We start from the raw sequence: 13149 nt of genomic DNA, 5'->3' as shown, positions 1-13149 counted from the left end.
TCAACCCCGGCCGCTGCGGGTCAGCACGAAGCCGAGCGGGGTGACCCCGGCGGCGCGCAGCCGCTCCACGAGCCGGCGCAGGTCGTTCTGCCGGGTGCGGTCGCGCTCGACCACCACGACGGCGGTGCCCTGCCGGGCGACGGCGACGCCGCGCTCGTCGGACTCGGCCGGCGGGGCGTTGAACAGCACGAGGCTGTGGTCCGCGCCCTGCCGCCAGGTGCCGAAGCGGACGCTGCCCACGCCCACCGTCACCGGGTCCGCGCCCGTCACCCGGCCCTTGTCGCCGGTCGCCACGTTGGAGACCCGGGGCAGGGTGAGTGTGGCGTCCGGGTCGGTGGACGGGCGCGCGCCGGGCGGGTGCGGCGACGGTCGGCGGGCCGCCGGCTGCGGCGGGCCGCCGACCGCCTCGTCCGCCGAGCCGGCCGGGCGGGGCTTCGGGACGGCCGGGCGGGACGGGTCGGCCGCGGCGGGCAGCCGCTCCCGGTCGGCGAGCACCGTGCCGCGCAGCCGCTCGGCGCGACCGCTGTCGTCGGCGACGAAGACCTCCCGACCGACAGCCGCCAGGGCGACGGCCAGCCCGGCGGTGATGGCGGTCGGGTCCTCCTCGCGGGCGGTGAGCAGCGACACCCGGGCGGGTTGGCGCACCCGCTCGGCGATGGCCATCGCCACGTACCGGATGTCGGCGTCGACCGCCTCCTTGCGGCCGCGCCACCCGCGGCTGCGGACCGTGCCGAGCAGCGGCAGGCCGGTGGCGTCGCGGCCGTCGTCGACCGACCGGATCCGCCGGTCGACGGACTCCCAGGCGTACGCCAGCACCACGCCGAGCAGCGCCCCGCCGAGCAGGCCGGCGAGCAGGTAGAGCGGGCCGTTCCCGGCGGAGGAAGCCAGGGCCCGCTCGGCGGTCTGGGTGACCCAACCGGGGTTGACGTCCACCGCGGCGATCTCGGTGCGCGCGGCGTTGAGCTGGGTGAGCTGGTTGTTGATGCCGGCGAGCTCGGTCACCGCGGCGTCGACGGCGCCCTCCCGGGCGTTGTTGACGCGCTTCTGCAGGGCGGCCTGCTGCGCGGCGACCTTGCTGATGCTCTCGTCGTACGAGCGCAGCATCTCCTCCCGCTGCTTCTCGTACATCGCCCGGCGCACCTCCAGGTAGGCCCGGGCGGCCAGGTTGACGCCCTCGACCGCCTGCTCGGCGGTGGGCGCCTGGTAGACGAAGCGCAGGATCTGCCCGCCGGTGGGCACCTCCACCTCCAGGGCGTCGCGCACCTCGCGCGGATCCAGCCCGCCCGCCTGCGCCAGCCGCTGCACCACCTCGGTGCCGGTGGCGATGCCGCTCTCCACGTTCATGTTCACGGCCCGGTCGGCATTGGCCCCGCTGGGCGTGAACGCGTCTGTGACCACGGGGCGGACCGCCACGACGGCGCTGGCGGTCACCGCGGCGGGGACGAGGAACACGTAGCCGAGGGCGGCGAGCAGGCCGACGGCGGCGACGGCCGCCACCAGCCGGATGCGGTGCAGGGGGACGCGGAGCAGGTCGGTCAGCGTGACGGTGCGGCCCGCCCCGCCACCGTTGGCGGGAACGTCGGTGGACCAGGAGTGGGGAGGAACGTCAGTCATGGAACTTCTTCACCGTCTGTTGTGGATTTCCGGCGACCACGACCCGTGGCGGCACGTCCGTGCGGACCACCGTGGCGGCGCCCACGACACTGTCCCGGCCGATCCGCACGCCCTTCATCACCAGGGCGTGGGCGCCGATCCACACGTTGTCCTCGATCGTGATCGGGGCGCGGGTGGCGGGGACGGGCGGGTCGTGCCGCTGCTCGGGCGGCAGGTTGTGGAAGTCGTTGTCCAGCAGCTCGCAGTCCGAGAGCAGGCACCGGTCGCCGATCGTGACCGACGTCCAGGTGCCGATCCAGGTGGCGTTCAGCAGGCAGTCGGCGCCGACCCGCACCTCGCCGGGACCGGCGAAGCGGACCAGCTTGTTGAGCCGGGTGCGGTCGCCGATGCTCACCCGTACGCCCCGGCGCAGCCGGATCCGGCCGCGGATCTCCACGTCCCGGCCCAGCGTCAGCCCGGGGTAGCGCAGCCGGTACCAGCCGCGCTTGACCGCGAAGACGGCCCGCACCGCGAGGCCCCGGCGGATGCCACCCGCGCCGACCAACGACCCCTCCCTACGTCGGCGGGCCGGCGACGGCTGATCCGTCGCCGGCCCAACGTGAACAATCTACCGATGTCCGTTACGAACGGTTGACCGTCACTGCACGGAGAAGAACGTCGACGGGGTGGACCAGGTCACACCGGCCGCCGCCGGGGCGACGACCGTCGCCGCCGCCCCGTCGACCGCCGGGGCGGCCGTCGGGTCGAACGGGACGCTGCGCAGCGCCCCGTCGGTGGCGCCGTAGACGATCTTCCCGGCGACCCAGGCCATGCCGCGCACGGTCGACCAGGCGACCCCGGTGGTGGGCAGGGTGAACTCGGTGGCGCCGAGGTAGTTGCCGTCGATCTCGAAGTAGCGGTAGTAGAGGCCGCTGGCGCCCGTCCGGGTGTAGTAGAGGCGACCGTCGAGGTAGAACGCGCCGGTCATCGCGGCCGGGTTGAACCAGTCGTTGTAGCCGGACGCCTCCCACGGCGCGCCGATCGCGCCGCCGTTGAACATCGAGATGTCGATCCGGCTGCCGGTGGGGGTGCCGGCGACCGTGTGCGACCAGTAGATCCGGTCGGCCACCCGCCAGGTCGCGCCGGCCGCGGTGTAGTTGGGCTGGCTGACGGTGGTGGGGGCGCCGGTGCCGGTGCCGTCGAACGGCACCCTGGCCAGCTGGCCGGGGCCGGTGCCGACGTAGAGGTTGCCGGCGCTCGCGGTCGGCGCGTTCTTCGGGGTGATGGTGCGCCCGCCGGTCAGCGGGAACATCCCGAGCCGGCCGTGGTACTCGTTGCCCATCCCGTCGGAGTTGTGGCCGAAGTAGAGGCCGTCGCTGCCGCGCCAGAGCACCGGCACCGACGAGCCCCAGTTGCTGGTGCCGGCCGGCATGGACGCGCTGCCGCTGCGGCGCGGGTTCCAGTTGACCGGCATGCCGGTGGCCGGCGTGACCGCGGCGATGCCGAGCCGGTCGATCGCGCCGGCGCCGGCCTGGTCGCTGGCGTTCGGGTTGTTCAGCCAGCGGAAGTGCCCGCCGAGGTAGATGACGTTGTCGGCGACCTCGACGGAGGTGATGGTGTCGTTGCCGGTGTAGTCGACCCAGGTGCCAAGCTGCCCGGCGCCCCGGGCCGCGGTCTCGAACCGCACCAGCGCGTCGCAGTACGCGGCCGGCCAGCCGGCGCCGCCGTTGGTGCCGACGACGAACCAGCTGCCGTCGCCGCCGAACTTGACGTCCTGCACGTAGTGCACGAAGGTCGCCGGCGCCGCGCACGGCGGGACGAACTTCTCGGTGCTCCAGTTCAGCACGGTCGGCGTGCCCGACAGGTCGACCAGCGCCATCTGGTTGCGCGGCAGGTCGTTGACGTACAGGAAGTTGCCGCCGACGGCCAGGGTGCCGCCGTCCGGCGAGACGTCGATGGTCCACACGTACGAGGTGGTGCTGTGGCGTCCGACGGTGGCGTTGACGTTGAAGGTCGGGTCGATCGCGCCCGTGGTGGCGTTGAGCCGGCCCAGGCCGGCGTGCGCCGCGCCGTTGAGCCAGTTGAACGCGCCGGCCACGTAGAGCCAGTTGCCGTGCAGCGCCACGTCCCGGACGGTGCCGCCGTCGGAGCGGCCGACCCAGCTGTCGACGATCGCGCCGGTGGTCGGGTTCAGCGCCACCAGGTTCTTGCGGGAGACGCCGTTGACGGTCTTGAAGGCGCCGCCCACGATCAGCGTGCCGCCCGGCCCGGCGACCAGGGTGTTGACGGCCCCGTCGAGCACCGGCAGGAAGGTGGTGGAGATCGTCCCGGTGGCCCGGTCGTACGCGAAGAGGTAGCGCTGGGTGGTCCACGCCGCGCTGGCGGTCTGCCGGATCTGGGTGAAGCTGCCGCCGACGTACACCGTGGAGCCGACCTGCGCGAAGGCGCGGGTCTCGCCGTCCCTGGCGTGGGGTGTGGCGTCGGCCGGGTTCGCCGAAACCAGGGTCGCCGGTTCGGGAGCCGGCACCACGGCGGCGGAGGTCCCGGTGGGGACGGCCAGCACGGCGGCGAGGGTCACCAGCGTGACCACCGCCGCCCGGGTGCGGAATCCGGCGAATCGCCGAGAGAGCGGGATTTCGGGCACGCTACGCCTCCAACGTGGAAGAGAACCCGCGTAGCGTGCCCTGCCGACCCCGGATGGCGATATCCGCCGATTGGGCGGTCACCGCATCGGCATGACGACAGCGCGCGTGACGAGTCGGATGTCCGACTCATCGCGACAGCGGCGAGTCACCATACGGTCACATTTAGTCAGCGACCGCCCCCGGTGGGCTGCCGCAGGTAGCTGTCGCGCCCGGCGCGGGCGAACCCGGCCACGGCCGACGCGTCGTGGTTCATCGTCATGTCGCAGGTGCTCGACTTGCGGGTCATCCCGGCCGAGTTGAAGTAGATCGCGGCCTTGATCTTCGGGTGCGCCTTCAGCGCCGCCGGGAACTCCTCGAACCACCGCCGCTTGGCGTCCGGATCGGCCGCGTCGAAGTTGGTGCCGAACTCGGCGAGCATCCGCGGCTTGCCGACGCCGAGGCGGTGCTCGTCCAGCCACCGGTAGAAGCCGCCGATGGTGGTGGCCGGGCTCTTCCACACCCTGCTGCCGTTGCAGACGTGGAAGTTGTACGGGTCGTAGCCCACCCAGTCGACGTACCGGTCACCCGGATAGAGGTCGGCGTACCGGTCGTAGTGGCCGGACCAGCCCATCATCGTCCACACCCAGACGGCGTTGTGGGCGCCCGCCGCGGCGAACCGGTCGTGCACGTGCCGCCAGGCGCGGACGAAGTCGGCGTCGCTGCCCTTCGCCGGCTCGTCCTCCGGCTCGTGGTCGAAGCCCATGAAGACCGGCACGCCGGTGTCCCGGATCCGGCCCGCGACCGCGTCGATGGTCGCGTCGTACCGGCCGCTGTAGACGTCCTGCCAGGTGAGCACGGTGCCGGAGGAGAAGATCCGCGACTCCCAGGCGAAGAACATCAGCCGGCCCTCGCGCATCTGCTGCCGCTGATAGGAGTCCGGGAACGCGCCGTTGCTGCCGGCGTTGGAGAAGTCGTGGTAGCGGTGCACGACGTCGAACTTCCGCCCGACCTGCGCCTCCACCTCGGCAACCGCGGCGCCGTGGTTCCACCCGTCGTCGGCCCCGGCCGGGGAGTACATCCCCCACCAGGCGCCGCAGGAGGGCACGAGCCTGCTCGACACCTCGCCGCACCGCCCCGTGCCGCCCGTCGTGCTCGCGGACGGGCTCGGCGTCGGCCGGGTCGGGCTGGCGCTGGGAGTCGGCCGCGGCGCGGGCGTCGGCGCCACCGTCCGGCTCGGCGAGGGCGCGGCGCTGGTCACCGCCGGCGTGGGCGGGGTGCCGACGTCGTAGCGGATCTCCAGGCGCGGACGCAGGTCGGGGTTGCGGTGCTCCGTCGACGCCCAGTAGATCCGCGTCTCCGGGCCGGCCTGCGCCAGCGAGACCGTCCAGGTGCCGTTCCCCCTGACCAGGGCCGACACGTCCCACTCGTTGAACCCCGCCGTCACCCCGGAGACGGTGTCCAGGGTCGGGCCCGCCGCTGCCGGCGCCGGGCGCGCCGCGCCGGCGTCGACCGTGGACGCGTGCGCGGTCACCGTGGCGGGGAACCCCTGCCAGGCGTGCACCCGCAGCGTGGCCCGGACGTTGACGGCGGAGGCCGGCAGCGTGGTCACGGCGAACCGGACGACCGCCTCCCGGGCCCCGCGCGGGTTGCCGTCGCAGCGGGCCGGGCAAGTGGCGAGCGTGGTCTTGGCGCCGTTGTCGCCGTCCTGCGGCACCGTCGTCGCCGTGGTGTCCGCCGCCGCCCCGATCGACAGGTCGTCGGCGGCCAGCAGCGGCATCGTGGTGGCCACGATGCCGGCGACGACGGTGGTGCCGACCACGCCGAGCACCACGGCCTTGCGCCGTGGGCCCCGGCGCCGGGTGAGGCGGTGCAGTCCGTGCCTGCTCAAGGAACACTCCCTGTGTCTGGGACGGTAACGGTCAGCAGCGTATCCACGGCTGTGACGCGACGTGCGCAGGACAGCCGGACGTAAGCGCGTCTTAACCGTCGCCTAAGGATGCCCTGGACGACCACAGGGGACACTCCCGTCCCGCGAGGACGGTCAGGCGGCGCGCGCGGCGGCCAGCGCGGCGGCCATCGCGGCCCGGGGCGCGGTGACGCCCGTGAAGTGCTCGAACTGGCCCACCGCCTGGGCCAGGAGCAGGTCGAGCCCGGAGACGATCCGGCAGCCGGCGGCCTGGGCCGAGGCGGCCAGCGGCGTCGGCCACGGGTCGTAGAGCGCGTCGAAGAGCACCGTCTCCGCCCGCCAGGTGACCGCGTCGGCGAGCGGGTCGGCGACCCCCTTCGGCACGGTGGAGACCACCACGTCGGCGCGGCACCGGTCGGCCGCGTCGGCCCAGGGCGCGCCGACCATCTGCACGCCGACCGCGCGCGCCACCGGGCGCAACTCCTCGACCGCCTCCGGGCGGCGGGCCACCACGGTCACGGCGCGGGCGGCCAGCCGTCCGGCCGCCGCCACCGCCGCCCGGGCGGTGCCGCCCGCGCCGAGCACCGTCACGGTCGCGCCGGGGCGCACCCCGGCGTCGGTGAGCACCTCGACCATGCCGACGACATCCGTGTTGTCGGCGTACCAGGAGCCGTCCGGTCGGCGTACCAGCGTGTTGGCGGCACCGACGGCGGCGGCGACCGGCGAGACCTCGGCGGCCACCGCGAGCGCCGCCTCCTTGCCGGGCATCGTCACCGACAATCCGGCCCACTCCGGGCCCAGGCCGGCGACCACGTCCGGCAGCTCCGCCGCCGCGCACTCGATCCGGGTGTACGACCACCCGGTCAGCCCCGCCGCCGCGTAGCCGGCGTGGTGGATCACCGGGGAGAGGGAGTGCGCGATCGGCTTGCCGAGCACCCCCGCCCGCCGTGTCGCCGCCATCAGATGATCCCGGCCTCCTTGGCCTTGGCCATGTTCTTCTCGTGCTCCGCGAAGGTCTCGGCGAAGGCCGAGTGCCCCGCCTTGTCGATCGCCACGAAGAAGAGCCACTTGCCGGGCGGCGGATCCATCGCGCCCTCCATGGCCTGCTTGCCCGGGTTGTTGATCGGCGTGGGCACGAGGCCGCGCAGCTTGCGGTTGTACGGGTTCTTCGGGTCGTCGAGCTCGGCGGTGGTCATGTCGCCGGAGCGCTTGGTCGGCTTACCGATCGACTCCAGGTAGTAGTTGACCGTCACGTCCATCTCGAGGCAGTTGCACGGGAACTCGCCGAACACCCGGTTGTAGGCGACCCGGGCCACCTTACCCAGGTCGTCCTTGTTGCCCGCCTCCGCCTGCGCCAGCGAGGCGACGATCAGTGCCTCGTAGGGGCTGATGCCGCCGCGCTCCTTCTGCACCCGGTCGGCGAACTTCATCTCGCCGGTCACGCTGAGGAAGTTCTCCACCATCAGCTTGAGGATGGTCTCGGCGGTCGCCTTCGGCGGGATCTCGTAGGTGTCCGGGTAGAGGAAGCCCTCGATCGACGGCTTGACCTTCTTGCCGTCGGTGCGCTTGAACCACCAGTCCGGCACGCCGAGCGCGATCGGGTCCTTCGCCGCCGTCTCGAACTCCTTGACCGGGATCTTGGTCTCCGCGGAGAGCAACTTGTAGACGTTCTTCGCCGTCCGGCCCTCCGGGATGGTCACCCCGTTGACGATCTTGTTCTTCAGGTCGAGCATCGCGGCGACCGCGCTCTCGCCGCTCATCTGCTTGCGCAGCTTGTAGGTGCCCGGCTGGATGTTCTTGCTGCGCGAGTTCGCCTCGGCGGCCTCGACGAACGCCTTGGCGCTCTTGACCACGCCGGCGGCGACCAGCGCGTCGGCCATGTCGGCGATCAGCGCACCCTGCTTGATCTCGACCGTCACCTCACCGGTGCCGCTGCCGTCGTAGTCGGGGGTGACGAAGTAGTTCTGGACCCGGTCGAAGCCGTAGAAGGCCCCGCCCCCGATCCCGCCCAGCAGGACCAGGGCGAGCAGCAGGGCCAGGACGGTCCTGCCCCGGCCACCGCCGGAGCCACCGTTGCGCTTACGCATCGCGCTGCGCCGGTGCTTGCCCTTCTCCCCCCGCTCCTGCTCGTCGAACCCGAGGTCCAGATCGTCGATCATCGCGTCCGCCTCCGCTGCGCGTCCAGCCAGCTCTGCAGAATCTCCACCGCGGCAGCCTGGTCGACCACCGCCCGTTGCCGTTTCCCCCGGACACCACGCTCGGCAAGCCTACGAGACGCCACGACCGTGGACATCCTCTCGTCGGTGAGCGCCACCGGAACGGGCGCTATTACATCGGCCAGTCGGTCAGCGTACGCCTTCACGTGGACGGCCGCCGGACCGTGCTTGCCGGCGAGATTGACCGGAAGCCCGACGACGACCTCGACCGCCTCGTGCTCGGCCACCAGCGCGGCGAGCTCGGCGATGTCGCTCGGCACCGCGTCCGGGCCGGCCGTGAGGTCGCGGGCGAGGGTGACCAGCGGGGTGGCCAGCACGCCGTGCGGATCGGAGCGGGACACCCCGACCCGGACCTGCCCGACGTCCACCCCGAGCCGGACACCGCGGGACAACTCGCTCACGGTCGGTTACTCCCCCCGAAACGGCGAACCAGGGCGGACCACCCGGGTCCGCCCTGGTCGCTGCGGTCTCGCCTCACGCCTCGGCGATCGCCTTCTCGACCGTGAGGAGCAGGTTCGGCGCCTCGGCCGCCGGCAGGCCACCGCCCTGGGCCAGGTCGGGGCTGCCGCCGCCGCGCCCGGAGAAGGCCGCCTTCACCAGGTCGGCGGCGGACAGGCCCCGGCCACGGGCGGCCGGGTTCACCGCGACCACCAGCGACGCCTTGCCTCCTGCCCGGGCCGCCACCGCGACGACCGCCGGCCGGGCCGGGTCGATCTTGCCCCGGATCTCCTGGGCCAGCGTCCGCACGTCGTTACCGGCCGCGCCCTCCGGCGCCTCGGTGCCCACGTACGCCACGCCCCGCACGTCCTTCGCCTGCGCGGCGAGCGCCGCCGCGCCGCCGAGCACCAGCTGGGCCCGGAGCTTCTCCAGCTCCTTCTCGGCGTCGCGCAGCTGCGTCACGGTCTGCTCGACCCGGTCGGCGACCTGGTCGTTGGGCACCCGGTACAGCTCCGCGAGGCGGGACACCAGCAGGTGCTCCCGGGCCAGGAAGTTGAATGCGTCCATGCCGACCAACGCCTCGACCCGGCGGACGCCGGAACCGATCGACGACTCGGAGAGGATCTTGACCAGGCCGAGCTGGCCGGAGCGGGCGACGTGGGTGCCGCCGCACAGCTCCCGGGCGTAGTCGCCCACCTCGACGACCCGCACCTCCTCGCCGTACTTCTCGCCGAACAGCGCCATCGCGCCGATGCGCCGCGCCTCCTCCAGGGAGGTGATGAACGCGTGCACCTCCAGGTCGGCGAGGAGCACCTCGTTGACCTGCTGCTCCACGTCGCGCAGCACGCTCGGCGCCACCCCGGTCGGGGTGTTGAAGTCGAACCGCAGCCGACCCGGGGCGTTCAGCGACCCGGCCTGGGTCGCGGACTCGCCGAGGAAGTTGCGCATGGTCTGGTGCACCAGGTGGGTCGCGGTGTGCGACCGGGAGATGGCCCGCCGGCGGGTGGTGTCGATCTCCGCGTAGCCGGTCTCCCCCGCCCGCACCTCGCCCCGGACCACCCGGGCGCGGTGCACGATCAGGCCGGGCACCGGCTGCTGCACGTCGAGCACCTCGACCTGGCCGCCGCCGACCGTGATCATGCCCAGGTCGGGCTGCTGCCCGCCGCCCTCGGCGTAGAACGGGGTGGCGTCGAGCACCAGCTCGACCGTGTCGCCCTCGACCGCCGCCTGGCGGGGGCCGTCGACGCCGAGCACCGCCCGGACCGTCGACTCCCGGGACACCTCGCTGTAGCCGGTGAAACGCACCGGGCCGCCCGAGTCGAGCACCGACCGGTACGCCGACAGGTCGGTGTGCCCGGTCTTGCGCGCCTGCGCGTCGGCCTTGGCGCGGGCCCGCTGGTCGGCCATCAGCCGGCGGAAGCCCTCCGCGTCGACCGCCAGCCCCTGCTCGGCCGCGATCTCCAGGGTCAGGTCGATCGGGAAGCCGTACGTGTCGTGCAGCTGGAACGCCTTCTCGCCCGACAGGCTGGACTTCCCCGCCGTCCGGGTCTCGGCGATCGCCGTGTCCAGGATCGTCGTACCGGCGCGCAGGGTGGACAGGAACGCGTCCTCCTCCGCGTACGCGTAGTCCGCGATCCGGTCGAAGTCGGCGGCCAGCTCCGGGTACGACGGGGACATGCAGTCCCGGGCCACCGGCAGCAGCTCGGGCAGCGCCCGCTCCTGCCAGCCGAGCAGCCGCACGGCCCGGATCGCCCGGCGCATGATGCGCCGCAGCACGTAGCCGCGTCCCTCGTTGCTCGGGGTGACCCCGTCGCCGATCAGCATCAGCGCCGTACGCACGTGGTCGGCGATCACCCGCAGCCGGACGTCGTCCGGGTGCGACTCGCTGGCGACGTGGCCGGAGTGGGCGCCGTAGCGCTTGCCGGTCAGCTCGGCGGCCTTGTCGAGGATCGGCCGGACCTCGTCGATCTCGTAGAGGTTGTCGACGCCCTGGAGGATGGAGGCCATCCGCTCCAGGCCCATGCCGGTGTCGATGTTCTTCGCCGGCAGGTCCCCGAGGATCGGGTAGTCCTCCTTGCCGGTGCCCGGGCCCCGCTCGAACTGCATGAAGACGAGGTTCCAGAACTCCATGTAGCGGTCCTCGTCGACCGCCGGGCCGCCCTCGCGGCCGTACTCCGGGCCGCGGTCGTAGAACAGCTCGGAGCACGGGCCGCACGGGCCGGGGATGCCCATCGACCAGAAGTTGTCCGCCTTGCCCCGGCGCACGATCCGCTGGGCGGGCACGCCGACGGAGCGCCAGATGTCGAACGCCTCGTCGTCGTCGAGGTAGACGGTGGGCCAGATCCGCTCCGGGTCCAGGCCGAAACCGCCCTGCTCCTGCGACTTGGTGACCAGGTCCCAGGCGAGCGGGATCGCCCCGTCCTTGAAGTAGTCACCGAAGGAGAAGTTGCCGTTCATCTGGAAGAACGTGCCGTGCCGGCTGGTCTTGCCGACCTCGTCGATGTCCGGCGTACGGATGCACTTCTGCACGCTGACCGCCCGCCGGTACGACGGGGTCTGCTGCCCAAGGAAGTAGGGGACGAACTGCACCATGCCGGCGTTGACGAACAGCAGGTTCGGGTCGCTGATGGCGGGCAGCGGAGCGGACGGCACCACGGCGTGGCCGTTCGCCTCGAAATGGGCGAGGTACCGCCGCTTGATCTCCGCCGTCTTCATCGCTGGTGTTCCTCCGGAAAGATCTCTCGGTCGCCGACGCGCGGGTCCTCCCGCAACTCGGCGAACTGGTCGTCGAACGCCTCACCCTGGGCGAACGCCTCGTGGATCTCCTGCTCGCGCTCGGCCATCGCGATGCGGACGTCCTCCACGAAGCTACGCAGCGACTCCGCCAGCCCGCCAGCGGATTCGGACAACGTGCTGGCGATGCCGGCGGGGGTGTACGCCTGCGCGGTGCGGGTCGCCTTGCGGACCACGACCACGCCGACGGCCAGCCCGATGCCGAGCCAGAACAACCGCCTCATTCTCGTGCTCCTCCTGGTCGTGGCCGTCAGCGGTTGCCGCGCTTGGCGGCCCGCCGCTGCTGCTTGATGGTGTCGCGCACCTCGCGCTCGGTCTCGGCGTGCCGGCGGGCGGCGGCGGCCTTGCGGACGCCGTAGCCGAAGGCGGCCACCTTGACCAGCGGGTTCGCGGCGGCGGCGGAGACGACGGTGGCCAGGTTCGCGACGTTGGCGGTGACGTTCTGCGCGTGGCTGGTCATGGTGTCGACCTTGGCGAGCTGCAGGTTCACCCCGTCCAGGGAGGTCTGCACCTGCTCCAGGGCGGTGTTCACGTTCTTGACCGTGGTGTTGACGTCGCCCAGCAGCGGCGCGGTGCGGTCGTTGAGGTCGTTGATCATTCGGGTGGTGGCGTCCACGGTGTGCCGCAGCCGTAGGATGGGCAGCGTCAGGATCAACACCAGCATCGCGAACGCGATCGCCGCGATCAGCGCCGCGACCTCTCCAAAGTCCACGCCTGTCCTCCTCAAGCAGGGTCCCGGGGACCGGACGTCCCCGGAACGCGCGACCGTCTTGCCCACACCGCCGCTCGGCGACCCGCGGGGGTCAGCGGGAGCTGGCGGATCCGCCAGCCCCAGACCCTACCGTCCGTGATGGAAACCGGCTCAGGACGGTGAGGGTGTCAGTTCGCCGAGCGGATCCTCGCTGAGCGTCGGGAAGGGGTCCTCTCCGGTCAGCGACGGGTCGGTGCTCGGCTGTGGCCGGGTCCGCTCGTCGTCGATCGCGTTGCGGACCTTCACCGAGACCAACGATCCGGCGCACTGCTCCGCAGCGGTCGAGGGGTCGGGCGACGGCACCACGGCCGGCTCCCCGTCCACCGGCGGCGGCACGCAGGTCCGCTCGCGGACCCAGAGGTCGAGGGTCAGCTCGTCGCGACGCCAGCAGGTGTAGCTGCCCTTCTCCTGCTGCTCGGGACAGCGGGTCACCCGCCACGGCCGCCAGCCGTCCTCGGTCAGCGCCCGCTCGTAGACCTGCGCGGTCTCCTCCGGTGAGCGCTCGGAGGTGATGGTGCGCTCGCGCAGCCGACAGTCGAGCAGGCACCACCTGCTGCCGCTGACGTCGTCGACCGTCTTCACCGCCGCCCAACCCGGCACGTTCAGCTCGTCGAGGGTGTCGAAGACCGGGTCGCGGCTGAGCGTGCGGATGCCGAAGAAGAGCGGAATCGCCCCGAGGAGCACCACGCTGACCAGGGCCAGGACGCCCATCCGCAGCCGCCGCCGCTCGCGCATCTGCCGCCGCAGCTCCGACCGGGCGCCGCGCAGCCCACCGGGGGCGGACGCGTCGTCGTCGGGCGACTCCGACTCCGCGGCCCGCCGCAGCGC

At 72.7% G+C, this 13149-nt stretch carries 11 protein-coding genes; all 11 read right to left on the bottom strand.

The annotated features are described in order from the left end of the window. The 11 genes from ACSNOB_RS09145 to ACSNOB_RS09095 all read right to left on the bottom strand — a co-directional run bounded on the left by ACSNOB_RS09145 (window position 1) and on the right by ACSNOB_RS09095 (window position 13056). Window positions 1-1614 (bottom strand): lipopolysaccharide biosynthesis protein, encoded by a 1614-nt coding sequence (locus tag ACSNOB_RS09145; RefSeq protein ID WP_436686133.1) that lies wholly within the window; start codon window positions 1612-1614, stop codon window positions 1-3. Continuing rightward, window positions 1607-2158, bottom strand: a complete 552-nt coding sequence (locus tag ACSNOB_RS09140) for an acyltransferase (RefSeq protein ID WP_436686132.1) — start codon at window positions 2156-2158, stop codon at window positions 1607-1609. The genes ACSNOB_RS09145 and ACSNOB_RS09140 overlap by 8 nt, the downstream gene beginning before the upstream one ends. 93 nt (window positions 2159-2251) lie before the next feature. Beyond that, complete coding sequence (locus ACSNOB_RS09135; RefSeq protein WP_436686196.1) at window positions 2252-4183, bottom strand: hypothetical protein; 1932 nt, start codon at window positions 4181-4183, stop codon at window positions 2252-2254. Between the two features lie 221 nt (window positions 4184-4404). Then, window positions 4405-6105 carry a glycosyl hydrolase gene (locus tag ACSNOB_RS09130; protein WP_436686131.1) on the bottom strand — a complete coding sequence of 567 codons (1701 nt, stop codon included), beginning with the start codon at window positions 6103-6105 and terminating at the stop codon, window positions 4405-4407. Between the two features lie 153 nt (window positions 6106-6258). Next, window positions 6259-7083 carry a shikimate dehydrogenase gene (locus ACSNOB_RS09125; RefSeq protein ID WP_436686130.1) on the bottom strand — a complete coding sequence of 275 codons (825 nt, stop codon included), beginning with the start codon at window positions 7081-7083 and terminating at the stop codon, window positions 6259-6261. Then, on the bottom strand, window positions 7083-8282 hold the full coding sequence (gene mltG, locus ACSNOB_RS09120; RefSeq protein WP_436686129.1) for an endolytic transglycosylase MltG: 1200 nt from the start codon (window positions 8280-8282) through the stop codon (window positions 7083-7085). The genes ACSNOB_RS09125 and mltG overlap by 1 nt, the downstream gene beginning before the upstream one ends. Then, window positions 8279-8740, bottom strand: a complete 462-nt coding sequence (gene ruvX, locus ACSNOB_RS09115; protein WP_393109831.1) for a Holliday junction resolvase RuvX — start codon at window positions 8738-8740, stop codon at window positions 8279-8281. Before ruvX ends, mltG begins: the two co-directional genes overlap by 4 nt. Before the next feature lie 73 nt (window positions 8741-8813). Continuing rightward, the gene (gene alaS / locus ACSNOB_RS09110) at window positions 8814-11492 is read right to left on the bottom strand and encodes an alanine--tRNA ligase (protein ID WP_436686128.1); all 2679 of its coding nucleotides are present in this window, start codon (window positions 11490-11492) and stop codon (window positions 8814-8816) included. Further along, window positions 11489-11794: a hypothetical protein gene (locus ACSNOB_RS09105; protein ID WP_393109827.1), complete on the bottom strand. Its 306-nt coding sequence runs from the start codon at window positions 11792-11794 to the stop codon at window positions 11489-11491. The genes alaS and ACSNOB_RS09105 overlap by 4 nt, the downstream gene beginning before the upstream one ends. Before the next feature lie 26 nt (window positions 11795-11820). Next, window positions 11821-12282, bottom strand: a complete 462-nt coding sequence (locus tag ACSNOB_RS09100; RefSeq protein WP_091095618.1) for a DUF948 domain-containing protein — start codon at window positions 12280-12282, stop codon at window positions 11821-11823. Window positions 12283-12432: 150 nt separating this feature from the next. After that, on the bottom strand, window positions 12433-13056 hold the full coding sequence (locus ACSNOB_RS09095) for a hypothetical protein (protein ID WP_436686195.1): 624 nt from the start codon (window positions 13054-13056) through the stop codon (window positions 12433-12435). Window positions 13057-13149 lie beyond the last annotated feature (93 nt).

The sequence above is a fragment of the Micromonospora sp. URMC 106 genome (genome assembly GCF_051386395.1).
Lineage (GTDB): Bacteria > Actinomycetota > Actinomycetes > Mycobacteriales > Micromonosporaceae > Micromonospora.
This window is presented reverse-complemented; position numbering and strand designations above follow the sequence as displayed.